Annotated in this window: 26 protein-coding genes and 1 pseudogene; 12 read left to right on the top strand and 15 right to left on the bottom strand. The window is 71.6% G+C overall.

Annotated features, from left to right (window positions below):
• Positions 1-26 precede the first annotated feature (26 nt).
• Together NH2_RS23205 and NH2_RS23200 are read right to left on the bottom strand one after the other, a co-directional pair.
• A complete protein-coding gene (locus NH2_RS23205; protein WP_067658317.1) occupies positions 27-1,115 on the bottom strand; it encodes an NAD(P)-dependent alcohol dehydrogenase in 1,089 nt (362 codons plus the stop codon).
• Positions 1,112-1,573, bottom strand: coding sequence for a DUF4334 domain-containing protein (locus NH2_RS23200; RefSeq protein WP_067658314.1), 462 nt, complete (start codon positions 1,571-1,573; stop codon positions 1,112-1,114). The genes NH2_RS23205 and NH2_RS23200 overlap by 4 nt, the downstream gene beginning before the upstream one ends.
• Positions 1,574-1,657: 84 nt before the next feature.
• Here NH2_RS23200 and NH2_RS23195 point away from each other — a divergent pair, with 84 nt between their 5' ends.
• Positions 1,658-2,215: a TetR family transcriptional regulator gene (locus tag NH2_RS23195; protein ID WP_067658311.1), complete on the top strand. Its 558-nt coding sequence runs from the start codon at positions 1,658-1,660 to the stop codon at positions 2,213-2,215.
• Between the two features lie 295 nt (positions 2,216-2,510).
• Positions 2,511-3,779: a cytochrome P450 family protein gene (locus tag NH2_RS23190; protein ID WP_067658307.1), complete on the top strand. Its 1,269-nt coding sequence runs from the start codon at positions 2,511-2,513 to the stop codon at positions 3,777-3,779.
• 109 nt (positions 3,780-3,888) lie between these two features.
• Here NH2_RS23190 and NH2_RS23185 read toward each other — a convergent pair whose 3' ends face one another.
• On the bottom strand, positions 3,889-5,688 hold the full coding sequence (locus NH2_RS23185; RefSeq protein WP_067658304.1) for a hydroxysqualene dehydroxylase: 1,800 nt from the start codon (positions 5,686-5,688) through the stop codon (positions 3,889-3,891).
• The gene (locus NH2_RS23180; RefSeq protein WP_067658301.1) at positions 5,681-7,102 is read right to left on the bottom strand and encodes an NAD(P)/FAD-dependent oxidoreductase; all 1,422 of its coding nucleotides are present in this window, start codon (positions 7,100-7,102) and stop codon (positions 5,681-5,683) included. The genes NH2_RS23185 and NH2_RS23180 overlap by 8 nt, the downstream gene beginning before the upstream one ends.
• A 176-nt stretch (positions 7,103-7,278) precedes the next feature.
• Here NH2_RS23180 and NH2_RS23175 point away from each other — a divergent pair, with 176 nt between their 5' ends.
• A complete protein-coding gene (locus NH2_RS23175; protein WP_067658298.1) occupies positions 7,279-7,923 on the top strand; it encodes a TetR/AcrR family transcriptional regulator in 645 nt (214 codons plus the stop codon).
• A gap of 170 nt (positions 7,924-8,093) precedes the next feature.
• Here the strand turns inward: NH2_RS23175 and NH2_RS23170 are convergent, their stop codons facing one another.
• Positions 8,094-8,591 (bottom strand): DnaJ family domain-containing protein, encoded by a 498-nt coding sequence (locus NH2_RS23170; protein ID WP_067658295.1) that lies wholly within the window; start codon positions 8,589-8,591, stop codon positions 8,094-8,096.
• A gap of 100 nt (positions 8,592-8,691) precedes the next feature.
• Here NH2_RS23170 and NH2_RS23165 point away from each other — a divergent pair, with 100 nt between their 5' ends.
• Positions 8,692-9,735 (top strand): RDD family protein, encoded by a 1,044-nt coding sequence (locus tag NH2_RS23165; RefSeq protein WP_084505810.1) that lies wholly within the window; start codon positions 8,692-8,694, stop codon positions 9,733-9,735.
• Positions 9,736-9,738: 3 nt separating this feature from the next.
• On the opposite strand, the gene fadD11 is transcribed toward NH2_RS23165, so the two are convergent.
• Positions 9,739-11,568 carry a fatty acid--CoA ligase FadD11 gene (gene fadD11 / locus NH2_RS23160; protein ID WP_439951778.1) on the bottom strand — a complete coding sequence of 610 codons (1,830 nt, stop codon included), beginning with the start codon at positions 11,566-11,568 and terminating at the stop codon, positions 9,739-9,741.
• A 100-nt stretch (positions 11,569-11,668) separates the two neighbouring features.
• Positions 11,669-12,433, bottom strand: coding sequence for a 3-hydroxyacyl-CoA dehydrogenase (locus NH2_RS23155; protein WP_067658283.1), 765 nt, complete (start codon positions 12,431-12,433; stop codon positions 11,669-11,671).
• 206 nt (positions 12,434-12,639) lie between these two features.
• On the opposite strand from NH2_RS23155, the gene NH2_RS23150 reads away from it, so the two are divergent.
• Positions 12,640-13,293 carry a class I SAM-dependent methyltransferase gene (locus tag NH2_RS23150; RefSeq protein WP_067658280.1) on the top strand — a complete coding sequence of 218 codons (654 nt, stop codon included), beginning with the start codon at positions 12,640-12,642 and terminating at the stop codon, positions 13,291-13,293.
• Positions 13,294-13,341: 48 nt separating this feature from the next.
• On the opposite strand, the gene NH2_RS23145 is transcribed toward NH2_RS23150, so the two are convergent.
• Together NH2_RS23145 and NH2_RS23140 are read right to left on the bottom strand one after the other, a co-directional pair.
• Positions 13,342-14,478, bottom strand: coding sequence for an MFS transporter (locus NH2_RS23145; RefSeq protein WP_067658277.1), 1,137 nt, complete (start codon positions 14,476-14,478; stop codon positions 13,342-13,344).
• Between the two features lie 72 nt (positions 14,479-14,550).
• Positions 14,551-15,471, bottom strand: coding sequence for a hypothetical protein (locus NH2_RS23140; RefSeq protein ID WP_157103935.1), 921 nt, complete (start codon positions 15,469-15,471; stop codon positions 14,551-14,553).
• A gap of 163 nt (positions 15,472-15,634) precedes the next feature.
• Here NH2_RS23140 and NH2_RS30465 point away from each other — a divergent pair, with 163 nt between their 5' ends.
• Positions 15,635-16,441 (top strand): ATP-binding protein, encoded by an 807-nt coding sequence (locus tag NH2_RS30465; protein ID WP_369690059.1) that lies wholly within the window; start codon positions 15,635-15,637, stop codon positions 16,439-16,441.
• 48 nt (positions 16,442-16,489) lie between these two features.
• Positions 16,490-16,888, top strand: coding sequence for a DUF4143 domain-containing protein (locus NH2_RS30460; protein WP_218021742.1), 399 nt, complete (start codon positions 16,490-16,492; stop codon positions 16,886-16,888).
• A 45-nt stretch (positions 16,889-16,933) separates the two neighbouring features.
• Here NH2_RS30460 and NH2_RS29010 read toward each other — a convergent pair whose 3' ends face one another.
• Complete coding sequence (locus NH2_RS29010; protein WP_157103934.1) at positions 16,934-17,083, bottom strand: hypothetical protein; 150 nt, start codon at positions 17,081-17,083, stop codon at positions 16,934-16,936.
• 571 nt (positions 17,084-17,654) lie between these two features.
• On the opposite strand from NH2_RS29010, the gene NH2_RS23130 reads away from it, so the two are divergent.
• The 3 genes from NH2_RS23130 to NH2_RS23120 are packed head-to-tail and all read left to right on the top strand — an operon-like array spanning position 17,655 to position 19,772.
• Positions 17,655-18,119 carry a DUF1889 family protein gene (locus tag NH2_RS23130; RefSeq protein WP_157103933.1) on the top strand — a complete coding sequence of 155 codons (465 nt, stop codon included), beginning with the start codon at positions 17,655-17,657 and terminating at the stop codon, positions 18,117-18,119.
• Positions 18,116-18,805, top strand: a complete 690-nt coding sequence (locus NH2_RS23125) for an NUDIX hydrolase (protein ID WP_067658268.1) — start codon at positions 18,116-18,118, stop codon at positions 18,803-18,805. The genes NH2_RS23130 and NH2_RS23125 overlap by 4 nt, the downstream gene beginning before the upstream one ends.
• A gap of 52 nt (positions 18,806-18,857) precedes the next feature.
• On the top strand, positions 18,858-19,772 hold the full coding sequence (locus NH2_RS23120) for a YihY/virulence factor BrkB family protein (protein ID WP_067658266.1): 915 nt from the start codon (positions 18,858-18,860) through the stop codon (positions 19,770-19,772).
• A gap of 11 nt (positions 19,773-19,783) precedes the next feature.
• Here NH2_RS23120 and NH2_RS23115 read toward each other — a convergent pair whose 3' ends face one another.
• A complete protein-coding gene (locus NH2_RS23115) occupies positions 19,784-20,899 on the bottom strand; it encodes an acyl-CoA dehydrogenase family protein (RefSeq protein ID WP_067658263.1) in 1,116 nt (371 codons plus the stop codon).
• Between the two features lie 93 nt (positions 20,900-20,992).
• On the opposite strand from NH2_RS23115, the gene NH2_RS23110 reads away from it, so the two are divergent.
• Positions 20,993-21,682, top strand: coding sequence for a winged helix-turn-helix transcriptional regulator (locus NH2_RS23110; RefSeq protein WP_067658260.1), 690 nt, complete (start codon positions 20,993-20,995; stop codon positions 21,680-21,682).
• A gap of 127 nt (positions 21,683-21,809) precedes the next feature.
• Here the strand turns inward: NH2_RS23110 and NH2_RS23105 are convergent, their stop codons facing one another.
• A complete protein-coding gene (locus NH2_RS23105) occupies positions 21,810-22,532 on the bottom strand; it encodes a 3'(2'),5'-bisphosphate nucleotidase CysQ (protein WP_281202054.1) in 723 nt (240 codons plus the stop codon).
• A gap of 112 nt (positions 22,533-22,644) precedes the next feature.
• On the opposite strand from NH2_RS23105, the gene NH2_RS23100 reads away from it, so the two are divergent.
• Positions 22,645-24,057: a glycosyltransferase family 39 protein gene (locus NH2_RS23100; protein WP_084505808.1), complete on the top strand. Its 1,413-nt coding sequence runs from the start codon at positions 22,645-22,647 to the stop codon at positions 24,055-24,057.
• A gap of 3 nt (positions 24,058-24,060) precedes the next feature.
• On the opposite strand, the gene NH2_RS23095 is transcribed toward NH2_RS23100, so the two are convergent.
• From NH2_RS23095 to NH2_RS23085, 3 genes and pseudogenes are all read right to left on the bottom strand, one after another.
• Positions 24,061-25,269 (bottom strand): cytochrome P450 family protein, encoded by a 1,209-nt coding sequence (locus NH2_RS23095; protein WP_067658253.1) that lies wholly within the window; start codon positions 25,267-25,269, stop codon positions 24,061-24,063.
• Between the two features lie 10 nt (positions 25,270-25,279).
• Positions 25,280-26,518, bottom strand: a complete 1,239-nt coding sequence (locus tag NH2_RS23090) for a cytochrome P450 (RefSeq protein ID WP_067658250.1) — start codon at positions 26,516-26,518, stop codon at positions 25,280-25,282.
• A pseudogene (locus tag NH2_RS23085) lies at positions 26,515-26,745 on the bottom strand (ATP-binding protein); the annotation flags it as partial. The pseudogene NH2_RS23085 and the gene NH2_RS23090, both read right to left, overlap by 4 nt.

The following is a 26,745-nucleotide window of genomic DNA, read 5'->3' as shown; positions in this document are numbered from 1 at the left end:
AACTGTTAAGCAACGTAACAACTTGCTCACCAGAGGAGCACCGGTTTCACCACGTCACCAGCGCGCTGCGCCGCCAGCGCCGCCTCGATCTCGGCGTACGGGTAGGTGGTAACCAGCCGTTCCAGCGGCAAACGTCCCTCCCGGTGCCGGCGCAGCAGCCGCGGAATGAAGACCTGCGGAATGGAGTCGCCCGCCAGGCAGCCGCGGATCGACTTGCCGTTCAGCACCAGGTCACCCAGGTCCACCGGCGGCACGCCCTGCCCGAGCCCGACCGCGACCACCGTGGCGCCGGTCGCCAGCGCCGCCACGGCACCGCCGAGCACGGCCGGGACGCCGGTGGTCTCCAGCGCGTGCGTGGCGCCGCCGCCGGTGAGCTCGCGGATCGCGGGCGGGATCTCGGTCTCGGCGGGGTCGAGCGCCGCCTGCGCGCCGAGCTGCAGCGCCAGCGCGCGCCGGGCCGCCGAGGTCTCCACGACCGTGATCGCGACGTCGTCCAGCGCTTTCGCGGCCAGCAGCGCGGCCATGCCGACCGCGCCCGCGCCGTAGATCACCAGCTGCGCGCCCGGTGCGGGGGCCAGCACGTTCAGCACCGCACCCGCGCCGGTCTGGAAGCCGCAGCCGAGCGGGGCGGCCAGCGCGAGGTCGGTATCCGGCTCGACGACGACGGTGTTGTCCTCCGTGGCCAGCGCGTAACCCGCCAGGCTGGACTGTCCGAAGAACCCGTCCAGCACCGGCGCGCCGTCCAGCGTCACCCGCGGCCCGCCCTCGGCGCGGCGGCCGAAGTTGTTCAGCGCGGTCGCCTTCCGGCAGTAGGCCGGACGGTCGGCGAGGCAGTTCGGGCAGCGGCCGCAGTGCCGGAAGGTGAGCACCACGTGGTCGCCCGGGTGCACGTCGGTCACTCCTCGGCCCACCGCCTCGACGATGCCCGCGCCCTCGTGGCCGAGCAGCACCGGCCGGTCGGCCGCGCCTGCCGCGCGCGAGATCAGGTCGGTGTGGCACACGCCGGAGGCGGTGATCCGCACCAGGATCTCGGTGCCCAGCGGTTCATCGACCTCTACCTCGGCCGGCTCGAACGGCGCGCCGGGGTCGCGGGAGAGCAGCGCGCTCGTCCTCACACCCGCTCCAGCAGGAAGTAGAAGAACTGCCCGTCGGCGAGCACCAGCTCCGGGCGGCCGTTCATGATGCCCATGAGGGTCGTGTCGTCCAGCCACTTGAGGTGGTCGAAGACCGCGCGGCCGTCGTAGACCATGGTGGCCGTCGTCTCGCCGCGGAACTCGATATTCCACAGCGTTGCCTCGCCGCCGCCGAGCTCCACGTTGGAGAAGAGCGACCCGTCCTCGGCCCGGCAGATGAGCGGCTTGGCATCGTTCAGCGCGGTGAAGGTCTTCCCGTACCAGCGGCTCTTCGCCAGTGCCCGGCACAGCGGATGCCCGGTCTGGAAGGCATCCCCCTTCCACTCTCCGAGGATCTCCTCCGCGCGAGCGGGTTTCAGCCGGGCCCAGAGCTCGTCCAGCTCCGCCGGGGCGACCCCGCCGCTCTCCGCCCGCAACTGCTGCCACCGTGCTTCGCCCATGCGCCCGCTCCTCTGTTCAGAACCGATTGGTTCGGGAAACAGCGTAAAGCCGAACCGGATGGTTCGGCAAGATAGGATCTCGGGATGCGCGCAGCAGGCCACGCCACCCGGGAACGCATTCTCACCGCCGCACGCGCGGAATTTGCGCGGCACGGCGTCGCGGGTGCGCGGATCAATCGGATCGCCGCCGACGCGAACGCCAGCAAGGACCGGCTCTACGCCTACTTCCCCGGCAAGACCGAGCTGTATGCGGCGGTCACCGAGCAGTGGGCCACCGAGACCACCACCAGCACCGCGCTGCGCGCCGAGGATCTGCCGGGGTACGCGGGGCGGTTGTTCGATCACTTCGTCGCGCACCCCGATGACGCGCGGTTGCAGGCGTGGGCGGATCTGGAGGCACTGGATCCGCGGGTGGACGCGGTGTTGCGGCGGGCTATCACGCCCAAGGTGGAGGAGGTGCGGAGGGGGCAGCGGGACGGGTTGATCACCGCTGATTTCACGCCGGTCGCGCTGTTGCGCATGCTCACCGATCTCACTCGCACCGCCGCCACGCACGCTGTTCAGGCGCGGAGAGCGGAGGGCGCCGTCGAGCGTCAGCGTTCGGCCGTCGTGCTCGCCGTGCGGCGTCTGGTCGCGCCCTGAGCTGTCGAGAAGAATCGCGCCCCCGTACTGCCGGGAACCTTGACCCCCACACCGACGGCACCTAGCATCCGTGACGGCTCGTCGCGCTCCGTTCCCTCTCGCATCCGACCGCGTCACATGGTCGAAGGTTTGTGAACAGCGGCCACGGCCAGCCTGCACGGGGCTTCCTGGTTCACCTGATCGACACTGCTCGACCTCTCGCGGCATCGCGCGCACGTCAGATAGTTCGCCGAAAGGACTGAGGGACTGTGCACTACATCGACTCGAGCCCGGCCGCCTGCTCACCCGGCGGTCCGTGGTGACCGGCGCGAGGGAGATCCTCGAACTGACCGACGACTTCTACCAGGATCCGCACGCGACCTACCGGGCGCTGCGTGAGCGCGGTCCCCTGCACCGAATTCGATTGGACGGTGTACTCGGCTGGTTGATCGTCGATCACGAGGTAGCCAAACAGGCCTTCGCGGAGCCGACCATCAGTAAACGCATCGGGTCGCCCGAGGGCCGGGCCGTGCTGGCCAAGAACGGCGCGGCCGAGTTGTTCAACACCGCCATCAGCGACAACATGTTGTTCGCCGACCCGCCACAGCACACCCGGCTGCGCCGTCTCGTGGCCAGGGCCTTCGCCGGTCCCGCCATCCGCGATCTCCAGCCGAGAATCACCGCGATCGCCGACACCCTGCTCGACGACATCAGCGCGCGAACGACCGTCGACCTCATCGACAGCTACGCATTCCAGTTGCCGACCGCGGTGATCTGCGAACTGCTCGGCGTCCCCGACGCCGACAAGAAAGAGTTCCGCGCGTGGACCGCCGTCGTCGTCGACGACTCGGCCACGCTCGAGGAACGCACCGCCGCCGGGATCAGCTACCTGACCTACCTGACGAAGTTGATCGCCGAACGCACCGACGACCCCCGCGACGACATCCTCTCCCAGCTGATCATCGCGAAAGACCACGAAGACCGCCTGGACGAGCACGAACTCATCGCCATGCTGCTCCTGCTGTTGATAGCCGGGCACGAGACCACCGTCAATCTCATCGGCAATTCGGTACTGGAGCTCCTGCGCGATCCGGCGACGGCCGCGCGCTTGCGCACCCACCCCGAAGCGATCCCCGCCTATGTCGAGGAGATCCTGCGCTGTCACGGGTCGCTGCACATCGCGACAGCTCGCTACACCACCGCCCCGATCACACTGGGCGGCACGGATATCGACGCGGGCGAATTCATCCTGATCTCGCTCGCCGCCGCCAATCGCGACCCGGCGCGATTCGCCGACCCGGACCGGATCGACCTCGACAGGCCCGAAAGCCGGCACATCGCCTTCGGACACGGCATCCATCACTGTCTCGGCGCCACCCTGGCCCGCGTCGAGGCCACCACCGCGATCGCGCGACTGCTGGCCAAGTTCCCGGAGATATCGCTCGACGGGGAATTCAGCGCTCTGACCTGGCGAAAAAGCCTCCTGATCCACGGCTTGACCAGCCTGCCGGTCCGACCGGCCGCGCCCACTGGATCTCATCCCGTGTCCAGCGCCGACGCGGACCGCCGCCCCCTGTTGGTCTGACCGCGGTCGTCACGATTCCATCCGTAGTCTCAGCACGAACAGTCGCGTTGTTCCAGGCCCTCTCCCGAGAGCCCCGGCGGGCAGCCCCTCGCGCTGCCCGCCGAACTCTTCAGAAATCCAGAATGTGCGGCAACCCTGCTCGATACCGATCGCGATCCACCGCCTTCGCCCCCTCGAAAGCGGGCAGCGCGACCAGGGGGAAAACGGCGGCCCGCGGCTGCGGATCGTCGGCCGCGTCCATGACGGCGTTCGCCACCATCCGCCCCGACTCGTTCGCCCCCTCCATGGTCGCCAGATCGATATGGCTCCGCACGTGATCCCCGCCGAAGAACAGATTCGGAATCGCGCAGTGCGCGTTGGGTCGATTGTCGTACGAGCCGATGGTGTTCACCAGCAGCGGCGTCTCGTTGTACGCGACCCCACCGGACCAGCGCACCCCCGGATCGAGGTGCCACGAGTGAATATCCTCGTCCCGCAGCCACCCGGTATTGGTATTCAGCCACTCCTTCAACTGCGCCCACACCTCGATCGAGATCTCCTCGGCCGAGCACTGTTTCGCGGTGCGCCCGAACATGATGCCGGGCGAATCCCAGTCCGAGATATCCACCGAGAGACACTCGACGGCCGTCCCGTCGCCGTAGCGGGCGGGGAAATCGCCCACCCACATGGGCGCCTGCCGCAGCGCGGTGAGTGCCCACGGCGAGCCGAGCGCGGCAATGTGCCCCTCCGGCATGCCGGTGGTGCGGAGCAGGAAGTACTGGATGCCGACCATCCAGTCGGTGAGCAGCCGGCCCATCCCGCCCAGGTGCGGGTCGGCATCCAGAATGTCCCCGGTGAGCAGCGGAACGGCGCGCTCCACCGGAATCGCGCACACGTAATAATCGGCTTCGACCGTCGTGCCGCCGACGGTGGCCGAGCTGATCACGCCATTGCCCAGGTTCAACCGGGTCAATTCGGATCCCAGCACGAATTGCACCCCACGCGACATGAGGTAGGCGACCCACGGATCGATCCACGCCTCGTTGGTGGGCCGGTTCAGAATCCGGTCCACCCCGCCGGAGAACTGCGGAATCAACCCGGTGGCGGCCAGGACCAGCGCCTCGCCGATGGTGCCGATGGTGCGCGCCGAACTCAGGTGCGGCTTGGCCGCGACGGTGATCCGGGTCAGCGCGCTCACCAGGTACTCCTGATACGCGTGCGATTTCCCCGCGGCCCGCATGATCTGCGCCCAGGTGACGTATTCCCACTGCCCGAACCGGCGCTCCTCGCAGGAGCTGAACCACATGGTCATCTGCTTGCCGAAGAAGGCGAGTTCGTGCGGCGGCAGCTCGGGCAGGAAGCTGAACGCGCCGATCATGGTGTTGGCCAGCAACTCCGGGGTGAGCTGATCCAGCGAGCCGATCTCGATCGGGGCGAAGAGCGGCGGCCTGCCGCGGAACCCGGCGACCGTGCCCTCGACCCGGATCAGGTTGTCCCGCACGCCGTTCGGATTGCCGGGGAACGGGATGCGCGCCATGGTGTCCGGCACGTTCTGGTAGCAGCCGGGGAAGAAGCGGAATCCGTGCTCGCCGGGCAGATCCATCCGCCCGCCCCGCCCGGTGCCGGGGACGCCCATGCTGCGTGCCTTGCCGCCCAGGTAAGCGGGTTCGTACACGGTCACCCGATAACCGCGCTCGACGAGTTCGTGCGCGGCCGACAGCCCGGCCATGCCGCCGCCGAAGACGGCGACGCTGCGGCCACCGGTGTGCAGCGCGGGGCTGCGGCGGGCCGGGCTCGCCTGGGCGGGGGCCGCGGCGGCGCCGGCGGCGAGCACGGCGCTCGCGGCCAGCGCGCCGCGGAGGACGTCGCGGCGGGGGACGGTGGTGCAGCGTGGCTCCGGCAACGGCGCTGTCGCGGGCTGGTCAGGCATGGTCGTCTCCTGGAGAGGACGTGGTGAGCGAGGATTCGGCGGGACGGGACATCGGCGGCACCCGGCGGTGCGATCGGCGGCGGATTTCCACGGCTTCGACGCGCTCGGCGACGGTGTCGCGCGCGGTGCGGGCGAGATCGGCGAGGACCGGGAGCGGGTCGGTGCGCGCGTTCCAGAGTGCCCGCAGGGCAAGCATTCCCGCACGCATCGGGGTGTGGAAGGAGCTGGGGTCGACGGTGCGGGAGAAGATCCCGATGACGGCCTCGGAGATGGCCGGGTCGGTGTCGGCGGCGCGGTAGAGCGCGTGCTCCAGCGGGCTGATGGTCTCGCCGCGGGCGAGCCTGTTGGTCCACTGGTAGATGTCGACGCAGTCGCGCACCCGGGTCTGCTCCCAGTCGCGCAGCGCGCGGTCCAGCCGCTCCGGGTGGTCGAGGACCGGGGCGGCGGCCTCGCCGAGCAACCTGCCGTAGCGCAGCGCGTCCCGGATGCCCTGGGCGGTCACGGGATCCTTGAAGTGCCCGGCGTCGCCCGGCAGCGCCCAGCCGGGGCCGCTGGAGTGGCGGAAGTAGGAGGCGATGTCGGTGGCCGAGCGCACCCGGCCCACCCGGGTGCAGCCGCGCAGCCGCTCCACCAGCTCCGGGATGTTCTCGATGGCCGCGGTGTAGCGGGCCTCGGCCGCACCGACGCCGCCGCGCTCCCCGGTGGCGGCGGGCTGCACCAGGCAGAGCAGCAGGCCGTCGTCGCACGGGAAGGCGGTGCCGAGGTCGCTGCCGGCGCGCCACTGGGCGGCGATGTGCCGCCAGTCCGGCCTGCTGTCCTTCCAGTAGGCGTAGTAGCAGTCGCGTCCACTCGGTCTGTGCGCGAACGGCTCCTCGGCGCCGACCAGCCGGGCCACCGTGCTGCGCCTGCCGTCGGCGCCGAGCACCAGCGCGGCGCGCAGCTCCACCTCGGCGCCGTCCGGGTCGGTGTACCTGACCCCCGCGCAGCGCCCGCCCTCCCAGAGCAGCTCGGTGACCCGGCAGCGCGCGCGCAGCTGCACCCCGGCGGCGACGGCGGTCCTGAGCAGCGCGTCGTCCAGCCCCGTGCGCCGCACGCACATGGCGTAGTCGATCTCCCCGACGGCGGGGAAGCGCGAGGCCACCTTGTACCCGGCGATGGCCGCCATGGCGTGCGTGAGCTCGGGCGCGCCGATCGCGGCGACGGCGTCCAGCGCGCCGAGGCGCTCGATCTCGGCCAGCCCGGAGGGCCAGAGCAGGTGCGTGGAGAGCGTGTCGGAGGGGAGGCGGGCGGCATCGATGGCCACCACTCGGCGGCCCGCTTTCGCCAGCGCCAGCGCGGCGGCGCTGCCCGCGCAGCGGGCCCCGACGACCACCACCTCCGCGCGGTCGATGGTCGTCACGGATGGTGCAGGCATGGGACCGCCTCGACGCTGAGATCGCCCGGTCGACGACGCTTTTCGGAGTCAGTCACCGAGTCTCGGACACTGTGTCCGACAAGAGTGCGGTCCCGGCCGGGAAAAGTCAACGCCCGTGCGCGGCGAGGCAGAATGGAACACATGCGCGAATCGAACCCACGGATGACGAGCCCGGCGTGCCCTCGCTGACCCGCGTTCCCCGCACCGCCAGGAAGGGTACCGACGATCGCCGCGCGGAATTCGAACAGCGGGTCCTGGCCGCGGTGGAGGAGCTACTGGCCGATGGCACGCCGTTCACCGAGATCGCGGTGCAGCGGATCGCCACCGCCTCCGGCTCGGCGCGCTCCACGTTCTACCGCTACTTCCCGGACAAGAGCAGCCTGCTCATCCGGATGGCGGAGTTGGCCACCGCTGATCTCTTCGCCGCCGCCGAGCAGTGGTGGGGTTCGGCGCACACCGATAAGCAGGCCGGCGTTATCCGCGCCATGCGCGCGATGATTACCGGTTTTCGCCAACATCGTTATTTGCTGCTCGCGCTGAACGAACTCGCTGCTTACGACCGGGATGTCCGGGAGTACTGGCACACACGGCTGGCGCTGTTCATGGAGATGGTTCGGACGCGGTTGGAGGCGGACCGGGCCGCGGGGCGGATCAGTGCCGCGATTGATCCGGCGGCCACGGCGATCGTGCTGACCTCGATGGTCGAGCGGTCGATCACCGTTACGTTCGGGGCGCCCACCGGGGTGGGGGACGAAGCGCTGGCCGAGGCGCTCGGGCGCGGGATCTGGCTCACCGTCTACGGTGACGCCCCAGGGCGCTGATTCGGCGGCGTCGGCTCAGCCGAGGAACGGTACGTGCCAGACAGGTCGTCGCCGATCTGCCGACGCATGCGCGGGTGGAAGTCGTAGGCGTCCGAGTGCACGCCACCACGAGCGAATTCGGCCCGGCTCCTGCGGGTCAGTAGTACTCGATCCGGCCCATGGCTGCCCCCCTATGAAGTCCGCGCTGACCCCCTTCGCCACCACCGACCGCGCCTCGCTTCCGGCAACGCCGGCGCTACCGGTTTCGCCGCTGCGCGGCGCTGCTCCTCGCGCTCCCGCCGCCACTCCGCGACCACCACCTCGACCTCCACGGTGGACACCGGCACCACCGGCCCGGACGGAATCCGCAGATACTCCACGATCCGCCGGTTCAGCGCCGCGACCTCGGCGCGCACCTGCTCCTCCGTGGAACAGTCGCGCACCGTGACCCCGATCCGCTCGGCATCCCGGCGCAGCAGCAGCGGGGTGGGCAGCATGAGCCCGGTATCGGCGCCCTCGCGCTGGAGGTAGCTACGCAGCCAGGCATCCTCCTGCACCGGCGCCCCCGCACCCGGAATCGGCTTCCCGAAACCGCGCAGGTTCCGGAACTCCCCGCGCTCCTCCGCCGCCCTGACCTGCTTGTCCACCCAGGATTCGAAGCTCTGCCGCGCCGGTTTCCGCTCCGTCACCGGCCCGCGCTCCCGTCTGCGCCCATAACCCCAGGGTACGGACACTGTCGTCCGATCGAACGACACCGTGAACCCGCCGCAACCAGCACCATCGGACGGCATGGAGCAGTCTGCGATCGTCACCCCGGGCAGGCGCATGGCCGCCTGGACGCTGGACTTCGGCGTGGTGGTGCTGCTGACCGCCGCGCTCGGCTGGGTCACCCAGTACCGGATCGGCGACTACCTCTCCGACTGGCCCGCACTCGGTGCGAGCAGCGCGTGGGAACTCATGGGGTCGGAGGGCGACGTCAAAGCGGCGGGGGCCGAGGTCGGCTCCGGTGTGGTGGGCGAGCTGCTCTCGCTGGTCACGCAGGGGTTCCTGGCGTTGATCGCGCTCACCGCGCTAGTGCGCTTCGCCATGCTCGCGTGGACCGGCCACAGCGCGGGCGGTGCGCTCGCCGAGGTGCGGATCGCCGCGCACGGGGTCGACCCGCGGCTCTCGCGCGGCCGGGCGGCTCGGCACGCCATCAGCACGACGCTGAAGGACGTCGGGTTGTACTCGGCCGCGTGCATCGCCCTCGTGCAGGGCGCCTTCGCGCTCTCGGTGCTGCTCTGGGTGCTCGCGGTCGCGGTCCTGATCGCCGACGCGGTGCCCGCGCTCCGCCCTGGCGGCCGCAGCCTCTGCGACCGCCTCAGCGGCACCGCCCCGACCCGCGCCCGCCTCTACCGCCGCGCCCTCGAGCAGAGCGCCCGCCTGCGTCGCGCAGGTGTCGAGAGCACGCAACAGGCTGTCGCAGCCGGACGCCGCATCGCCGGCTCGGAGCAGGCTGAGCAGGTGAAAGAAGCGGGGCGCCGCCTCGCCTCCGAACGCGCCGAGCAGATGAAGGACGCGGGCCGCCGCATCGCCTCGTCCGAACGCGTCGATCAGGCGAGGGACGCCGCCCGCCGGGTCGCCGACTCCCAACCGGCCCAGCAGGCCAAGGCGACCTCGCGGCGAATCGCCGCCGACATGACCCGCCGGGTCGAGGACAACGACCACGCCAGGCAGGCCGCCGCGACCGGCAAACGTATCGCGACCGACTTCGCGACGTCGGAACGCGCCCGCCAGGCGAAAGCCGCCGGTCAGCGCCTCGGCAACCGCCTGCGCGGCACCCGCTCCGACTGAGCGTCACACCGGCTCCGGAACCCCCTCCGGCTCCAGCACCTCACCCGACGGCGCCGCCGCGTACAACCCTTCGATCTCCGCGGCGTACTTCTCCGCGATCACCCGCCGCTTCAACTTCAAGGTGAGCGTGAGCTCGTCCCCACCTCCCTCCCAGAACACCGGCAACACCCGGAACCGCCGAACCTGCTCCACCCGAGCGAGTTTTGCGTTCCCCGCGGCAATCCCTGCCGCGATCGCCGCGCGCACCCCGGGATCAGCCGCGAGCGCCGAAGCGGAGGCATCCGCGAGCCCGTGCTGCTGGGCGTAGCGCGGCGCCGTCTCGGCATCGAGCACCACGAGAGCGGTGTTGTACGGCCGCCCGTCCCCGATCGCCGCCACCACCCCGATCAGCGGCGTCGCCGCCTGGAGCGCGCTCTCGATCGCGGTGGGCGACATGTTCTTCCCGGAGGCATTGATGATCAGCTCCTTCTTCCGGACGACCACCCGCAGGAACCCCTCGTCATCGATGGTCACCACGTCACCGGTGTGCAACCACCCGTCGGCATCGATCGCCTCGGCGGTCTTGGCGGGCTCCCCGCGATACCCCTTCATCACCAGCGGCCCGCGTACCAGCAGCTCCCCGTCGGCGGCGACCCGAGCCTCCATCCCGGGCAGCAGCGTGCCGACGCTCCCGAGCTTGGCATCCTCGGGATGGCTGACGCTGCAGATGCAGGCCAGCTCGGACATGCCCCAGATCTCCGCGATGGGAATACCCAGCCCGGCGAAGAAGCCGAGCGTCTCCGGCGGGATGGGTGCGGCGCCGGACATGGCCCAGCGCACCCGGTCCAGCCCGAGCTCGGCGCGCAGCGGGCCGAGTACCAGCGCGTCGGCGCGCTGCCACTCGACGGCCAGCTCCTCGGGCACCGACGCGCCCGCCAGCTGCCTGGCGCTGCGCCGCGCGGCGACGTCGAGCGCCCAGCGCAGCCCGGTGCGCTTCCGCTCGTCCGGCTCGGCCGCGACCGCGAATTCGACGGCGGCGCGCAGCTTTTCCCAGACCCTCGGCACCGCGCCCCAGATGGTGGGGCGCAGCTCGGCGAGCGCGGGGGCGATGCAGGCCGGGTCGGCGACGCAGGTGACCTGGGTGCCGAAGACCTGCTGGAAGTAGAGCGCGGTGAGCCGGTCGGCAATGTGCGCGGTCGGCATGTAGGAGGTGATGGTGTCGCCGAACCGGATGCCGAGCACCTCCTCGACCGCGTAGGCCTCGAAGAGCAGCGCGGCGTGCGTGGTCTCCACGCCCTTGGGGTTGCCGGTGGTGCCCGAGGTGTAGATGAGGGTGGCGACGTCGTCCGGCCGGACCGCGTGCCAGGCGGCGGCGAAGTCGAACTCCGGGTCGCCGCCCGCGATCAACTCGGCCATCCCGACAGTGCCCTCCGGCGCCTCGTCCACGCAGACGATGTGGTCGAGCGCGGCGCCGCTGGCACGCAGCCGCGGCACGTACTGCGGCTCGCAGATCACCACGCGCGCACCGGAATTGCCGAGCACGTGCGCCAGCTGCTCGGGCGCGAGCGTGTTGTAGACGGAGAACGAGGTGGCGCCGAGGTGCTGCGCCCCCACCTCCAGCGGATAGAACTCCACCCGGTTGCCCATCATGAGCGCGACGGTGTCGCCCCTGCGCACGCCGAGCGCGGCCAGCCCGGCGGCGACGCCGCGCACCTCGGCGGCGTAGCCGCGCCAGGTGAGCGTCGTGGTGTCGCCGGGGGTGCGCAGCGCGATGTCGTCCGGCGCGCGGGTCGCGGTGTGCTGGAAGGCGGCGACCAGGGTGTCGAAGCGGGGGTGATCGGTAGTTCGGGTCACACCGGGGAACGTACATCGCAACATAAAACATTGCAATGTTGCATTCCGGGAACGGCCGACGACCGCGGCCGGAAGGCACCGGCCGCGGTCATGGAAAGGATCAGCGCGGAGCCATGCGGATGGCGCCGTCGAGCCGGATGGTCTCGCCGTTCAGCATCGGGTTCTCCACGATGTGCCTGGCCAGCGCGCCGTACTCGACCGGGTCGCCGAGCCGCGAGGGGTGCGGCACCTGCGCGCCGAGCGAGTCGATGGCCTCGTCCGGCAGGGTGGCGAAGAGCGGGGTGCGGAAGAGGCCGGGCGCGATGGTGAGTACCCGGATCTTCAGGCTCGCGAGGTCGCGCGCGACCGGCAGCGTCAGCCCGACGATGCCGCCCTTGGAGGCGGAGTACGCCGCCTGCCCGATCTGCCCGTCGAAGGCCGCGACCGAGGCGGTGTTGATGATGACGCCGCGCTCCTCGCCCACCGGCTCGGTGGCGGCGATGCGCTCGGCGGCCAGCCGGATCACATTGAAGGTGCCGATCAGGTTGACATTGATCACCTTCGTGAAGTCCGCGAGCGGGAACGCGCCCTGCTTGCCGACGGTCTTGACGGCATTGCCGATCCCGGCGCAGTTCACCGCGATCCGCAGCGGGCCGAGCTCGGCGGCGGCGTCGAGCGCGGCGGTCACCTGCTCCTCGTCGGTCACGTCGGCCGCGGCGAAGACGACGCCGTCGCCGAGTTCCTTGGCGACGGTCTCGCCGGACGAGGCGGGCAGGTCGACGATGACGACCTTCGCACCCTGCGCGTGCAGCTCCTTGACGGTCGCCAGCCCGAGGCCGGAAGCGCCGCCGGTGACCAGCGCGACGAGGTTGCTGTCGATCTGCATGGGAGTTCCTTTCTGCTCCGGCCGCACACCGGCCGTGGCATCGAGACTAGCCATCGCGAAGGCAACAAGTAAACAGCGGTTCGCATTGTGAAACGGCGAGAATGCCATTTCGGCAGCGCCGATGTTCGGGCGGATTCACCGGCGACACTTCTAGTCATAGCACAGCCCCTTGACCTCGAGCGCGGTTCGGGTTGCACGGTGGAGCCATGCCTGAGACCACCGAACGCTGGGACTCCGTATACGACGACGACACCGCGCCGTGGGTGATCGGCCGCCCGCAACCGGCCATTGCCGAACTGGAGCGCGCGGGCGCCTTCACCGGGCGCGTGCTCGATATCGGCTGCGGCGCGGGCGAGCACACCATCCTGCTGACCGAGCGCGGGCACGACGTCCTCGGCGTCGACTTCTCGCCGCGCGCCATCGATGTCGCCCGCGGGAATGCCGAGTCGAAGGGGGTGCCCGAGGCGCGGTTCGCGGTGGCGGACGCGCTCGCGCTCGGCACCGACCCGCACTTCACCGGCGCCTACGACACGGTGCTCGACAGCGCGCTCTTCCACATCTGGGGGACCGAGCCGGAGGTGCGGGCGCGCTACGTGCGCTCCCTGCACGGTGTGCTGCGGCCGGGCGGGGTGCTGCGGCTGCTCGCGCTCTCCGATGCCGAGCCCGGCTTCGGGCCGCGGATCGGCGCGGAGATCGTGCGCGGCGCCTTCGCCGACGGCTGGCGGCTGGTCTCCCTGGAACCGGCCCGCTACCTGGGCCGCATCACGCCGATGGTCGCGGACAATGTCGCCGGGCTCGCGGTTTCACCGGCGGGGCTGGTGGAGGCGGCCGCCTGGGTCGCGGAGATCCGGCGGAGCTGAGCACCCTGCCGCGGAGATCCGGCGGAGCTGAGCACCGCTGTCGCGGCGTCAGCGGCCCTGCGCCCCGGTGAGCCGATCCACCCGGCGCACCAGCGGCAGGACCAGCAGCAGGCAGACCGCGGGCAGCAGGAAGGCCGCGCGCAGCGCGGGCCCGGCCGAGATCAGGCCGGGCAGCACCGCCCCGGCCAGCGCCCCCGCGTAGTTGAACAGGTTGACGGTCGCGATGATCTCGTCCGAGCGCTCCGGCCGCACCGCACCCGCCGCGCTGAAGGCGATCGGCACCAGCGCGCCCGCGCAGAGCCCGGCCGCAGCGAACCCCACGATCGCCCCCGGCACCAGCGGCAGCGCCGCCACCAGCGCACACCCGGCCAGCCCGGCCGCCACCGCGCCGAGCGCCACCGGCGTCCGGCCGGACCGCGCGACCGCCGCGTCCACCGTGAGCCGGGCGCCGAGCACCGCGGCCTGGTAGGCGGCGTAGCCGAGCGGGGTCACCGCCGCGACCGCGCCGAGCCCGTCGGCCAGGTACACGGTGCTCCAGGTGGCGACCGCCGAGTCGACGACGAAGGCCGCGAAGACGAGCGCGCCGACGATGCGGATGGCTGGCCACGGCAGCGAGCCGCCGGTATCGCGCTGCCGCACGGTCCCCTCGGGGTCGAACCCGAGCAACGCCACCCCGCTGTGCACCGCCGCCGCGGCGAACAGCGCGATGACCGCGGGCAGCTCGAGCGCGAGCAACCCGGCGACCAGCAGCGCACCCGCGATGGCGGCCGCCGTGTACCCGGCGTAGAAGCGGCCGAGCAACTGCCGCCCCGCCTTCCGCTGCACCAGCACGCCCTGCATGTTCGAGGCGGCGTCGACCCCGCCGAGACCGATTCCGTACAGCGTCAGCGCCACCGCGAAGAGCGGCAGGTTCCCGAGCGTGGCAGCGCCGACCAGCGCCACCGCCTGCGCGCCGAGCGCCGCCGTGAGCGCCCGGCCGCTCCCCCAGCGCACCGCGATCGCCTCCGCCGCCACCGAGCCGAGCGCCGCCGCGAGGCAGGTGCCGAGCAGCAGCAGCGAGACCACGATGTCCGAGATCCCCAGCCGGTCCTTGAATTCCGGGAGGACCGTGACGATGGCGGCATAGCCGAAGCCCTGTGCACCGTACGCGGCCGCCACCGACGGCAGGTGGCGGTTTCCCGTCATGAACGACCCCCGGGGTTCAGCTGGACGGTTGTCCAGAGGTCGGGCGAGCGTACACCTCGGCGGTCGTCTCGGTCAGCCGAAAGGCCTGGCCACGTACCAGGAGCCGCCGACGACGACGTGCAGCTCCGCGCCCAGCCCGAACAGCGCCAGCCGACCGGAGCCGGGCAGCGGCACCCGCTCGATCCGCTCGACCAGGTACCGGTCGGCGGTCAGCCGCCCGATCGCGAGCCGCTCCCGCTCGCCCGAGTAACCGCCGTACAGCGCCACCCGCTCGCCGTCGACGGCGAGCGCCTTGGCGCCCGCGATCTCCTCGTTGCGCCAGAGCGTGGTGTGGCCGTCGGCGATCCTGGCGATCGGGAAGTCGGTGTAGTAGCAGGCCCACGCGGTGTCGCCGGCCAGGGTGAGGGCGTAGCAGTCGGCCATGCCCGGCCCGTCGAAGGTCCAGGTGGGGCGCAGCGCGCGGTCGAAGCGGACGATGCCGGGGTGCCCGATCGGCTCCGGCCCTGCGCCGCCCCAGCCGAAGTTGCCGAAGACGCCCTCGTCGAAGAAGCTCACCCAGATGTCGCCCGATGGCGAGACCGCCACGTCCTCGATGCCGTCGCCGAGCACCCCCGTGCGCTCCACCGTTCCGTCCGGGAGCACGACCATCGCATTGTGCTCCGGCCCGCTCGCCGACCACCGGCACCGGTGGCCGACCACCAGCACGGCGCCGTCCGGCAGCAGCCGCACCGAGGGAAAGGCGATCGTCAGATCGTGGATCGGCACCACCTCGCGCAGCTCCGGCCCGAAGCGCACCACCCGCGCCGACACCGGCTCCGCCGCCCTGGTGAGCGGGAACGACGCCCCGCCCGGCGATTCCGTGCGCGCGGTGAGCAGCGCCGCCCCCGCGTCCGTCGTCCACAGGGTCACCAGCGTTCCGTCGTACCCGGGCGCGGCGTCGAGCAGACGATCATGCCCGTCGACCGGGCGCGGCTCGGCGAGGAGTTCGAACACGTCCGCATTCTGCCGCACGCCGGGAAACTCCCGTGCCCGCTTTCCGTGCCTGCGATGCAAGCGGTAGGGAAGGGCGGCGAATCGGTCGGCGACGTAGCGTCAGATCGTTCAGTAACTCAGCGGCAGATCGACCAGCAGACCGACTTCCCGAGGAGCTATTCGGATGCAGACCCGCCTCGGACCTGCGCTTCCGCGTCGCGCGGAGGCAGTCGTTCGCGCGGCACTCGGCGACACCAGGGTCGTCCTGGTGAACGGCGCGCGGCAGTGTGGCAAGAGCACCCTGCTGCGGCTGCTCGTCAAGGACAGCGCGGCCGAGTGGCGTGATCTCGACACGGCCCTCACCCGGCAGGCCGCGCTGGCCGACCCCGACGGCTTCGTCGACTTTCCGGAGCTGATGGTGATCGACGAGATCCAGCGCAACCCCGAGTTGCTGCTGTCCATCAAGGCACGCGTCGACGCCGACCCGCGGCCGGGCCGGTATCTGCTGTCCGGCTCCGCCCGCGTGCTCGGTCTGCGCACGCTGCCGGACACGCTGGTCGGGCGCACGGAAACGATCGAGCTCTGGCCCTTCTCGCAGGGCGAGATCGACGGCACTCCGGAGGGTTTCATCGACACCGTCTTCGCCGAGGGCGACCGGGTGCGGCACCATTCGTCGGTCACCCGCGCCGGCTACGCGGAGCGGGTGGTGCGTGGCGGGTTCCCCGAGGCGGTGGCGCGCACGAACGATCGGCGTCGCCGCGCCTTCTTCGACTCCTACCTCGGCGATCTCATCGCCCGCGACATCCAGCAGCTGGCCGAGATCTGGCGCAGCGCCGAGATGCGTACCCTCGTCCGCCTGCTTGTCGCGCGCTCCGGCGGACTGCTGTCGATCGCGACGCTGAGCAATGAACTCGGCTTGGGCGTGTCCACTATCAAGCGGTATCTCGCGCTGCTGGAGGAGGTTTTCGTGATCAAGCGGATTCCCGCCTGATCCCGGAACGTCAGCAGCCGCGCGACCACGACGCCCAAGCTCGCGTTCGTGGACTCCGGGATCGCGGCGCACCAGATAGGCGCCGACGTCAGGAATCTGCTCCGCCCCACCGGACAGTTCGGCCCACTGCTGGCGGGTTTCGTGCTGTCCGAGCTGGCCCGACAGCTCACCCGGGCGACGGAGGACGCCGAGCTCTTCCATTACCGCACCCGCGATCGGGTCGAGGTCGACGCGGTGCTGGAAAATCGGCGTGGCGAGGCGGTCGGGATCGAGGTCAAGGCGGCCTCCACCGTCCGCGCCGACGATTTCCGCGGCCTGCGCCACCTGGCCGATCGGCTGGGTGCCGACTTCCGGACCGGCATCGTCCTGCACACCGGGCAGCAGACGCTGCCCTTCGGGCCGAAGCTGCTCGCGATGCCGATCAGCGCGCTGTGGGAGCTCGGGTAGCGCTCAGTCGAATGGCGCCGAGGGCGAGCGGATCCGCGCCCGCGTTCAGTGCGTGGGAGCGAGCAGCATGCCGAGCACCCGCTTGGCCGCCGCGTTGCAGCGCCCGAGGCTCACCCCCGGCGTGCTGGTGACGACGAGCAGCAGCGTCGAGCTGACCGGGAAGCGCGATGCCGATGACACCGTCCATTCCGTCACGCAGAGATTCTTCGAGCCTCATTTCTACCGTGCACCCTGAATCGCTCCGCCGTTCAGGTAATTCCATCCGAAGAGCGGAGCGATACCTTCCACTCGTAGTCGCGCAGCAAGTTGGAGCGGAAGAGACCAGACGGTTTGTCTCCGCGACAGCAGCGTAGCAATGCCTCGGCGATCGATCGAGATAAAGAGGAACAGGTCACGAAAAGTCACGATCAGGCAACGCCTCCGAGACCTTCCATCCAGTCGTAAATCCACGCTCGATCCCGCCTTACTCCGTGGTAACCGGCCACACGGCGCCCCAGGCCCACCGCTGGGCGGCAGCGTCGGAACGGACATTCCAGCCGCATATCGGATTCCGCGCGCCTACCTGGAACTGTCCCGGACAGAATGGCCGAGCTAATCCCCGGCGGCAGGTGTTTCACATTCGCCTCGCTATCGAGAGTGGCGTTTCTCGCCAATGCCGACCACGCGGTGCGCCATACGCCGCGAACGGTGTGAGGATGCCCGGGTGCATGAAGATATTCGGTGTTCCTATCCGGTCGCCATCACCGCGCCGGGAAAGGATTCGGTGGTGCCGGACGACACCGCCGAGGCCGGGGTGTGGGCGGAGGCCGCGCACCCGCACCTGCTCGGCGGCGCGGCGGCGCCGGCCTGCCCTGCCCCGCTGGATCCGGTGATCGCCGAGGCGCTCACCACGCTGCGCGGGCTGGTGGACGGCACGCTGGCCGGGTTGCAGGCGCGCCGCGATGCCGTCGCACTGCTGGTCATCGCGCACGAGGGCGGGCACCGCGGGACCGGGGACCAGGTCTACGCCTGGAGCCTGGCGCACGGCTGGTCGCCGCGTGCGGCGCGCACGCTGGCCGCGCTGGCCGGGCACGTGGCGGCGGGGCGTAGACCCGCGGCGCCCGCCGGGCCGTTCCGCTCGGACATACTCGGGCTGTGGCGGGATCGGGCCGACGCCCGGTCGCGCGGCTGCCCCCTCGTCGACTACCGACCGAGTGACCCCGCGCCCGGTACGGCACTATCGAGGGCATGAGCGCAGAACCCGTTCCGGCGAGCACGACCGAATTCCGCGCGCTCGCGCACGCCCGCCTGGACGGGTTCGAGCGCGCGGCGGTGCCGGACGGGCCGGGGCTGCGCCGCGCCGCGGTGGCGCTCTGCGTCGCGGCCGACCCGGAGGGGCCGCTCTCCGTGCTGCTCATCCGGCGCGCCTACCGGGGCCGCAATGCCGGGCAGTGGGCCCTGCCGGGCGGGCGGCTGGAGCCGGCGGAGACGGCGCGCGACGCCGCGCTCCGCGAGCTGCACGAGGAGCTCGGGATTCGCGCCGAGGAGAGCGACGTGATCGGCGCGCTCGACGATTTCCCCGCCGCCTCCGGCTTCGCCATCACCCCGTTCGTGGTCGCGCTGCGCGACCTCACCGAGCTGCGCCCGGCCCCGGACGAGGTGCACTCGGTGCATCGGGTCGGGCTGCGCAGGCTGGCCGAGCCCGACGTGCCGCACTGGGTCTCGCCCGCCGAAGCCGTCCCCGGCGGCCGTCCGCCCACCGTCCCCGCTCCGGCGGGCGGAATCCGGCTGCTGCAGATGCGGTTCGGCCCCGGCATGAACATCCACGCCCCCACCGGCGCACTGCTTTTCCAATTCCGCGAGGTGGTGCTGCTCGGGCGCACCCCCGCCGAGTCCAGGGTGGCGCACTTCGCCCAGCCGGAATGGACCCATCGCTGACCGGTTGACCGGCGCCCTCCCGGGTAATCCCGGGGCGGACAAGGGGGATTCCGTGACCGTCGCTCCGCGAGCACCGCTCGCCCCACCGCTCGAAGGCGTCGCGACGCCGGCGCGGCGCTCGCGCGGACAGCTGGCCAGGTACCTCTTCGACCTCGTCTTCGAGGACACCCTCGCCGACCACGCCGCCACGCTCACCTTCTACGCGGTGCTGGCGGCGCTGCCGGTGCTCACCACCATGCTGGCGATCGTGGGCGCGCTGAACCCGGCGATCACCGACCCGCTGCTGGACGAGGTCCGTACGCTCGGCCCCGGCCCCGGCGCCCAGCTGCTCGTCGACACGCTCGGCGAGCTGCGCGGCTCGGCGCTCTCGGCGCCGCTCATCCTGGTCGGGCTGCCGGTGACGCTGTGGATCCTGACCCGGTACCTGGGCGCGCTGGTGCAGGCCATCCAGGCCATGTACGGGATCGTCGGCGATCACCCGGGCCCGCGCACGATCCTGCTGCGCGCGCTGCTGGCGGCGGTGGCGTTCCCGCTGCCGGCCTGCTGCCTGGTCGCGGTGGTGACCACCGGGGAGATGGCGAGCGGGATCGGGCGGCGGTTCGGGCTCGGCGAGGAGGTCGCGGCCGCCTGGCCGATCCTGAAGTGGCCGCTGCTGCTCGCGGTGATGACCTTCCTGGTGGTGCTGCTGTACCGGCTGGTGCTGCACGGCCACGGCACCCGGTACCGGCGGCTGGCCCGCGGCAGCCTGCTCGCGCTCACCGTATGGCTCACGGCCTCCGCCGCATTCACCCTCTACGTGGAGCATTTCGGCTCCTACAGCCGGCTGTACGGTTCGCTGGCGGCGGCCGTGATGCTGCTGGTGTGGGTGTGGATCACCCATTTCGCGCTGCTGCTCGGCGCCGCCTACAACGCACCCGACCCGGGCGCGGTGCCGAGACAGCCGACCCGCAGGCTCAATCGGGAGTGAACGCCGCGGCCTCAGCCGAGCGGGCCGTACCCGAGCGCCACCCGGCCGCTGAAGAGCAGCTGCTTGGCCCTCGGCAGCGGGTGGAAGAGGATGCCGTGCACATCGCGGTAGCGCCGCTCGATATCGCAGCCGCGCGAGTACCCGGCCCCGCCGACCGTCTCCATGGCCAGCCGCACCGTGGCGATGAGCTGGTCCGCCGCGACCGTCTTGCGGCTCAGCGTGCGCGCGGCGTAGGCGTCGGTATTGTCGAAGTGCAGGTCGTCCGAGCCCGCGAACATGGCGGTGACCAGGTCGTCGGCGGTGGTGTGGGCGTTCACCAGCTCACCGGCGAGCTGCAGGATGTGCTGGTCGGTGCGGCCCGCGACCATCCGCAGCGCCGTCTCCACCGCGCCGTCGGCGATGCCGAGGTAGGCGGCGGTGATCAGCGGCATGGCGGCGCCGATCACGGTGTTCAGCAGTGGCGGCCAGGCGCCGGCCGGGCGGATCAGCGAGACCGCGGCGTCCGGGACGAAGACCTCCTCCAGCACCACCGTGTGCGAGCCGGTGGCGCGCAGCCCGATGGTGTCCCAGGTCTGCTCGATCCGGACGCCGGGCGCGCTCAGGGGTACCGCGCAGTGCAGCACGCGCGGCCCCTCCGGCCCGGTGTCCCAGCGGATGCTGGTCACCAGGACGGTGCCGATCTCGCAGCCGCTGGCGGGCGCCTTGCGCGCGGAGACCAGGTAGCCGCCGTCGACCCGCTCGGCGGTACCGCTCGACTCCACCCAGTCCGAGGCGCCGGTGCTCACCAGGATCGCGCCGTTCGCGACCTTGGTGAGCACGCCGGAGGCGTCGGCGCCGTGGTTGTGCCGCCACACCTGGGTGGCGACGAGGTGGCAGTGCATGGCGAAGGCGACCGCGGTCGACGGGTCGTGCCTGCCGAGTTCGCGCAGCAGCGCGCCGACCTCGGCGTGCGTGGCGCCGCCGCCGCCGAACTCGGCGGGGACGCCTGCGGCGACCAGGTCGCGCAGGGTGTCCGCGGGGACGATCGCGCCGGTGCGGTCGCGCTCGGCGACGCCGGGGAGCAGGGTCTCGCCGACCGCCTTCGCGCGGTCGATCCAGTTCACGGTGGTGGTTTCGATGGTGGTCATGTTTATGAAGGTAGAAAGCCTCGCGATAACCGGATAGTCCAGGAAATGGACCCGTCCGGTACACGAAACAGACCCCTCCGCGAGGTGCCACCCATGTCCGACCCGACCGCGGGCTACGGCCAGTACTGCCCGATCTCCCGTGCGCTGGAGCTGCTCGGCGAGCGCTGGTCGCTGCTCATCCTGCGCGATCTGCTGCTCGGCAGCACCCGCTTCAACGACCTGGCGCGCGGGCTGCCCGGGCTCTCCCGGAGCCTGCTGGCCAAGCGGCTGCGGCAGTTCGAGAAGGCGGGGCTGGTGGAGAAGGCCGGGGTGCGGTACCTGCTCACCGAGGCGGGGGCCGATCTGGAGCCGGTGCTCTTCGGGCTCGGGGCGTGGGGGGCCAAGCACACCTTCGGCGAGCCGGAGGAAGGCGAGCTCGATGCCGATCTGCTGGTCTGGTGGATGCACACCCGGCTGGACACCGCGGGGCTGCCCGGGTTCCGGCAGGTGTTCGCGGTGCGGTTCACCGACGACGCGCGGCGGTTCTGGATCGTGGTCGATCGCGGGGCGCCGTCGGTGTGCACCACCGACCCCGGGTTCGAGGTGGATGTGACCATTACCGCGGATGTGGCCGGGCTCTACCAGGTGTGGTTGGGGCGGATGCCGATCGGGCATGCGGTCCGTACCGGGCGGGTGGGGTTCGCCGGGTCGAGTGCGATGACCCGGCGGATGCCGAATGTGTTGCGGCTCAGTCCGGTTGCGCCGTTCAGCGCGGTGGCTCTGCCGGTCGAGGCGAGTGCCTAGTCGCCCGGCGCGGGCCGGGTGAGCGCCGGATCCGCCCGCGGCAGACGCGCCTGCCCACGTGCCGGTCGCCTCGCCCGCCCGCGCGGCCGGCTCGTCGTCAGCCCGCGCTGCTTGGGCCGAGGCCCGCTCACCCCGCCCGGCGGGCGCCGAGGGCGGTGAGCACCTGGTCGGCCAGCTCCGGACGGCAGATGACCAGGTCGGGGAGGTAGGGGTCGGGGCGGTTGTAGCGGAGTGGGCTGCCGTCGAGCCGGGAGACGTGCAACCCCGCCGCCGCGGCCACCGCGACCGGGGCGCAGGAATCCCATTCGTACTGCCCGCCGGAGTGGGCGTACACGTCGGCGGCGCCGCGCACCACCGCCATCGCCTTCGCTCCGGCCGACCCCATCGGCACCGCCCGCCCGCGGACCGCGCCGATCAGCGCGGTCACCCGGGCCGACGGCCTGCTCCGGGAGACCGCGACCCGGATCGGCCCCGGCACCGCGGGCGCGAGCACCGGCGGCTCCCCGGTGTGCAGCACGATCCCCGCCGCGGGCAGCGCCACCGCCCCGATCGCCGCCACCCCGTTCACCGCGAGCGCGACGTGCACCGCCCAGTCGTCCCGGCCCCGCTCGCTGTACTCCCTGGTGCCGTCGAGCGGATCCACGATCCAGACCCGCTCGTGCCGCAGCCGGGCCGCGTCGTCCGGCGCCTCCTCGGAGAGCACCGCGTCGTCCGGCCGGACCGCGCGCAGCAGCTCCAGCAGCAGCGCGTTGGATTGCCGGTCGCCCGCGGCCCCGCCCTGATCCCGGATATCGAGCAGGAGTTCGCCGGCCTCGGCGGCGAGGGCGGCGGCGAGTTCGTCGTCGTTCACCCGCTTCACTTTCGCCGGGAATGATCGGTTTGTCACGCTCATCCTCGAGGATGACCGCACCCCCTCCTCGGAGCGATGCGCCCGCCCCCACCCCGTCCGCAGAATCGAATTCATGAGGGCGACCGAACGGGGAACGGAATTCGCAACTCGGCCGGTACTGCTGGTGGCGGCCATCGTCGGGGTGGCGCACCTGGTGACGGCGAGCATCGGCGGCGGCTACTGGTTCGACGAGGCGTACATGCTTGCCATCGGCCGCGAGCACCTGGACTGGGGCTCCGCGGACCAGCCACCCATGGCCCCCGCACTCGCCGCGGCGCTGGATCGGCTGGCCCCCGATGTCATTCCGGTCCTGCGCATCCCCGCGATCCTCGCGACCGCGGCGGCCGTGGTGGTCGCCGCGCTCATCGCCCGCGAACTCGGCGGTGACCGCCGCACCCAGCTCCTCACCGCACTGGCCCAGGCGACCACGCTGTGGATCACCCTGGCCGGGCACTGGCTCACCCCGTACACGCTGGAACCGGTCCAGTGGCTCCTGATCATCTGGCTGCTGACCCGCTGGCTCCGCCTCAGAGACGACCGGCTGCTGCTCGCGCTCGGCGTCGTGGCCGGGCTCGCCGTGCAGACCAAGTTCCAGGTGGTCCTGCTATGCGCGGTCCTCGCGGCGAGCATCCTGCTCTGCGGCCCCCGCGAACTGCTGCGCCGCCCCCTGCTCTGGGCGGGCGCCGTCATCGCCCTGCTCCTCGCCCTGCCGACTTTCCGGTGGCAGGCGAGCAACGGCTGGCCGCAGCTGCGCATGGGCGAGATCGTGGCGAGCGAGGCGGACGCCCTGTACGGTGGCCGCCCCGGCGTCGCGGTCACGCTCGTCATCATGGCCGGAATCGCCGGAACGGTCCTCGCCCTCTACGGAACCTGGCGCCTGCTGCGCACGCCGGAGCTGCGCTTCCTCGGCGTCACCGCGGTGGTGCTCTACCTCTTCTTCGTGGTCACCGTCGGCCGCCCGTACTACCTGAACGGCCTGTACGGCGCCCTCTTCGCCGCGGGCGCGCTCGGACTACAGCAGCGCAGGCTCGCCGGTGGCCGCTTCGGCTGGGTGGCCTGGCCCGCCTACGTCCTCGCCACCGCCGCGGCGCTCGGCATGCTCGCCGTCTCGGTGGTCGCCGCCGAACCCGATGTACCGCGGACCATCGCGCGCGAGCTGGTCACCTCCTACGACACCCTGCCGGAGCAGGACCGGACCGCGGTATTCGGCGAGTCGTACATAGTCGCCGCGTACATCGACCTCTACGCTCCGCACCTGGCCCCCGCGTACAGCACGAACCGCAGCTACGGCTACTTTCCCCCGCCCCCGGACTCCGCCCGCGACGTGCTCTACGTGGGCAGGACCCCGGACGAGCTACGCCCGCACGTCACCGAATGCCGGGAACTCCGCCCGGTCCAGGAGGACCTGGCCGTCTGGCACTGCACCGGACTCCGCACCCCCTGGCCGGAACTCTGGCCCCGCCTCCGCCACCTGGACGTGGGCTGACGATCAGCCCAGGAACGCGGGCAACCGCTTGTGCCCGTTGGAGATGAAGCTCGGCACCCGCCCCAGCTCCCCCTCCGCGAGCCGCAGAGCAGGGAACCGGGCGAAGACAGCGGGCAGCGCGATCTCCGCCTCCAGCCGGGCCAGCGGCGCACCGAGGCAGTGGTGCGTCCCGTACCCGAAGGCCAGGTGCTCCTTGCCCGCCCGGCCGAGGTCGAACTCGTCCGCGTTGTCCCCGTGCCACCCGGGATCCCGATTCGCCGCCGCGTAGCCGGCGAGAATCGCGTCACCCGCGGCGATCCGCACCCCGCCGACCTCGAGCTCCGCCACCGCGAACCGCAGCGGCAGATGCGCCAGCGGAGCCTCGTACCGCAGCGACTCCTCGATGAGATCACTCCACGGCACCGCACCCGAGCGCAGCCGCTCCAGCTCGGCGGGGCGGGTGAGCAGCGCGTACATGGCCTGGTCGAGCAGGTTGACGGTGGTCTCGTGCCCCGCGCCGATCACCAGCAGCAGGGTGTCGAGCAGCTCCTGCTCGTTCAGCCTGCCGCCGTCCTCGGAGTCCCGGTACGTGATGAGGAGGCTGGTCATGTCGTCGCCGGGCTCGGCGCGCCGGATCTCCACCAGCTCGCCGAGCAGCCGGTACATCTCGGCGTAGTTGGCCTGCGCCGCCGCCGGCGGGAGCGAGGTGTCGAAGAAGCCGTCGACGCAGGCCCGCAGCCCGGCGTGCAGCTGCTCCGGCACCCCCATCAGGGTGCTGATCACCCGGATGGGGAGCGGGTAGGCGTACCCTTCGCGCAGGTCGACCACCCCGCCCGCCGCCGCCAGCTCGTCCAGCAGCTCGTCGGCGATGGCCTGGATCCGCGGCCGCAGCGCGGCGGTGCGGCGGTGCGTGAAGGCGGGCGCCACCAGCTTGCGCAGCCGGTGGTGCTCCTTGCCGTAGGCGCTGAGCATGTTGGTCACCGCGACCCACGGCAGCAGCGGCCAGTCCGCCGGGATCTCGCCCGCGATGAACGGCGGCCAGTGCTGCCGCGCGTCCTTGGAGACCCGCGGATCGATGAGCAGGCTCTTCAGCAGCGCCGCGTCGGTGACCGACCAGGCGGCGATCCCACCGGGCAGCTCCACCCTGGTCACCGGGCCGAGCGCGCGGATCCGCGCGCCCTCACCCTGGATATCGGCGCCGGTCGGATCGAGAACGAGGGGTGGCTGTGCCATGTCGGGCTCCTCAGAAACTCTGCAGCGGTGGGGAGGGCGGGAAGGTGACCGGGAGCGCGGCCAGCGCCCGGTGGAACGGCCCCGGCCGCCAGGCCAGTTCCTCGGGGCGCACGCCGAGCGAGAGCTCGGGCAGCGCGTCCAGCAGCAGGTCGATGGCGTCCTGCACGATCAGGTACGCCACCGAGCGGGCCGGGCAGGCGTGCGGGCCCGCGCTCCAGGCCAGGTGCGAGCGGTTGTCGGTGTAGCGGCCCGCGTCGATGGCCGGGTCGTTGTTGCAGCCGGCCATGCTGATCAGCACCGGCTGGTTGGCGGGCAGCCAGACGTCGTCGATCAGGATCGGCTGCCGCGGGTAGGTCATGCAGAAGTTGGCCAGCGGCGGGTCGGTGAAGAGCACCTCGTCCAGCGCGTCCCTGGTGGAGAGGCTGCCGCCGAGCATCTTGCCGCCGAACCGCTCGTCGGTGAGCATGAGCCGCACCGTGTTCACGATCAGGTTCATCATCGGCTCGATACCGGCGCCGTAGAGCGTCAGCAGCTGCTGGATGGCCTCGTTGTCGTCGAACCCGGCCGGGTGCTGCACCACCCGGGACGCCATGTCGGGGCCGGGTTCCCGGCGCTTGAGCAGCACGAGCTCGTGCAACCCCGCGGTGAACATGGCCGCACCCTTGTCGGCGTGCTCCACGTCGAAGACCAGCGCCATCCCCTCGGCGATGGTCTGCCCGATCTCCGGCGGGCAGCCGACCAGCTCGTTCACCACCTGGAAGATCAGCGGGAAGGCGTACTGGCTGATCAGGTCGGCGGAGCCGGTCTCGCAGAAGCCGTTGATGAGGGGGGTGGCGATGCGCTCGACGGCGCGCTGCGCGCCGTGCATGTCCACGTCGGCGAGCGCGGCGACGCTGGCGGCCCGGTACCTGGCGTGCTCGGCGCCCGCGCTGCGCAGCGCGTTCGGCCGCCACTCCAGCATGGGCAGTACCGGGCAGTCGCTCGGGGCATCGCGCTGCCAGATCCGCGGGTCGGCCGGGAAGTGCTCGGGGTCGTTGAGGATCCGGACCGCGGTGCGGTACCCGATCACCAGCGTGGCGGCGACACCGGGCGAGAGCTCCACCGGTACCAGCGGCCCGAACCGCGCGCGCATCTCCTGGTAGGCGCGGTGCGGATCGGCGGCGAATTCATCGGACCAGAGCGGATACCGCGGACCCTCGGTGTCGAACGGCGATCCGTGCGGGATCGGGCACGCTGCGGGTTGGCTCATTGCTGAAACTCCAGACGGTGGAACAGGAATTCGACGAGGGTGATCAGCGAGCGCAGGCAGGCGCCGCGATCCCGGGCGTCGAGGTGGACCAGCGGGGTGTTCGGCGCGAGGTCGAGTGCGTCGCGGACCTCCTCCAGCGGGTAACTACGCGCCCCGTCGAACTCGTTGATCCCCACCGCGTACGGCACCCCACGCTCCTCGAGCACCGACAACACCTCATCGGCCTT

Source organism: Nocardia harenae NBRC 108248 (assembly GCF_001612885.1).
Taxonomy (GTDB): Bacteria; Actinomycetota; Actinomycetes; order Mycobacteriales; family Mycobacteriaceae; genus Nocardia; species Nocardia harenae.
This window is presented reverse-complemented; position numbering and strand designations above follow the sequence as displayed.

What these genes read in the sequence shown, in the direction of transcription:
- NH2_RS23200 (WP_067658314.1), bottom strand. Translation starts at nt 1,573, where the DNA reads ATGGGCGAAGCACGGTGGCAGCAGTTGCGGGCGGAGAGCGGCGGGGTC.
- NH2_RS23195 (WP_067658311.1), top strand. Translation starts at nt 1,658, where the DNA reads ATGCGCGCAGCAGGCCACGCCACCCGGGAACGCATTCTCACCGCCGCA.
- NH2_RS23185 (WP_067658304.1), bottom strand. Translation starts at nt 5,688, where the DNA reads ATGCCTGACCAGCCCGCGACAGCGCCGTTGCCGGAGCCACGCTGCACC.
- NH2_RS23180 (WP_067658301.1), bottom strand. Translation starts at nt 7,102, where the DNA reads ATGCCTGCACCATCCGTGACGACCATCGACCGCGCGGAGGTGGTGGTC.
- NH2_RS23165 (WP_084505810.1), top strand. Translation starts at nt 8,692, where the DNA reads ATGGAGCAGTCTGCGATCGTCACCCCGGGCAGGCGCATGGCCGCCTGG.
- NH2_RS23155 (WP_067658283.1), bottom strand. Translation starts at nt 12,433, where the DNA reads ATGCAGATCGACAGCAACCTCGTCGCGCTGGTCACCGGCGGCGCTTCC.
- NH2_RS23150 (WP_067658280.1), top strand. Translation starts at nt 12,640, where the DNA reads ATGCCTGAGACCACCGAACGCTGGGACTCCGTATACGACGACGACACC.
- NH2_RS23145 (WP_067658277.1), bottom strand. Translation starts at nt 14,478, where the DNA reads ATGACGGGAAACCGCCACCTGCCGTCGGTGGCGGCCGCGTACGGTGCA.
- NH2_RS30465 (WP_369690059.1), top strand. Translation starts at nt 15,635, where the DNA reads ATGCAGACCCGCCTCGGACCTGCGCTTCCGCGTCGCGCGGAGGCAGTC.
- NH2_RS23125 (WP_067658268.1), top strand. Translation starts at nt 18,116, where the DNA reads ATGAGCGCAGAACCCGTTCCGGCGAGCACGACCGAATTCCGCGCGCTC.
- NH2_RS23115 (WP_067658263.1), bottom strand. Translation starts at nt 20,899, where the DNA reads ATGACCACCATCGAAACCACCACCGTGAACTGGATCGACCGCGCGAAG.
- NH2_RS23110 (WP_067658260.1), top strand. Translation starts at nt 20,993, where the DNA reads ATGTCCGACCCGACCGCGGGCTACGGCCAGTACTGCCCGATCTCCCGT.
- NH2_RS23100 (WP_084505808.1), top strand. Translation starts at nt 22,645, where the DNA reads ATGAGGGCGACCGAACGGGGAACGGAATTCGCAACTCGGCCGGTACTG.
- NH2_RS23095 (WP_067658253.1), bottom strand. Translation starts at nt 25,269, where the DNA reads ATGGCACAGCCACCCCTCGTTCTCGATCCGACCGGCGCCGATATCCAG.
- NH2_RS23090 (WP_067658250.1), bottom strand. Translation starts at nt 26,518, where the DNA reads ATGAGCCAACCCGCAGCGTGCCCGATCCCGCACGGATCGCCGTTCGAC.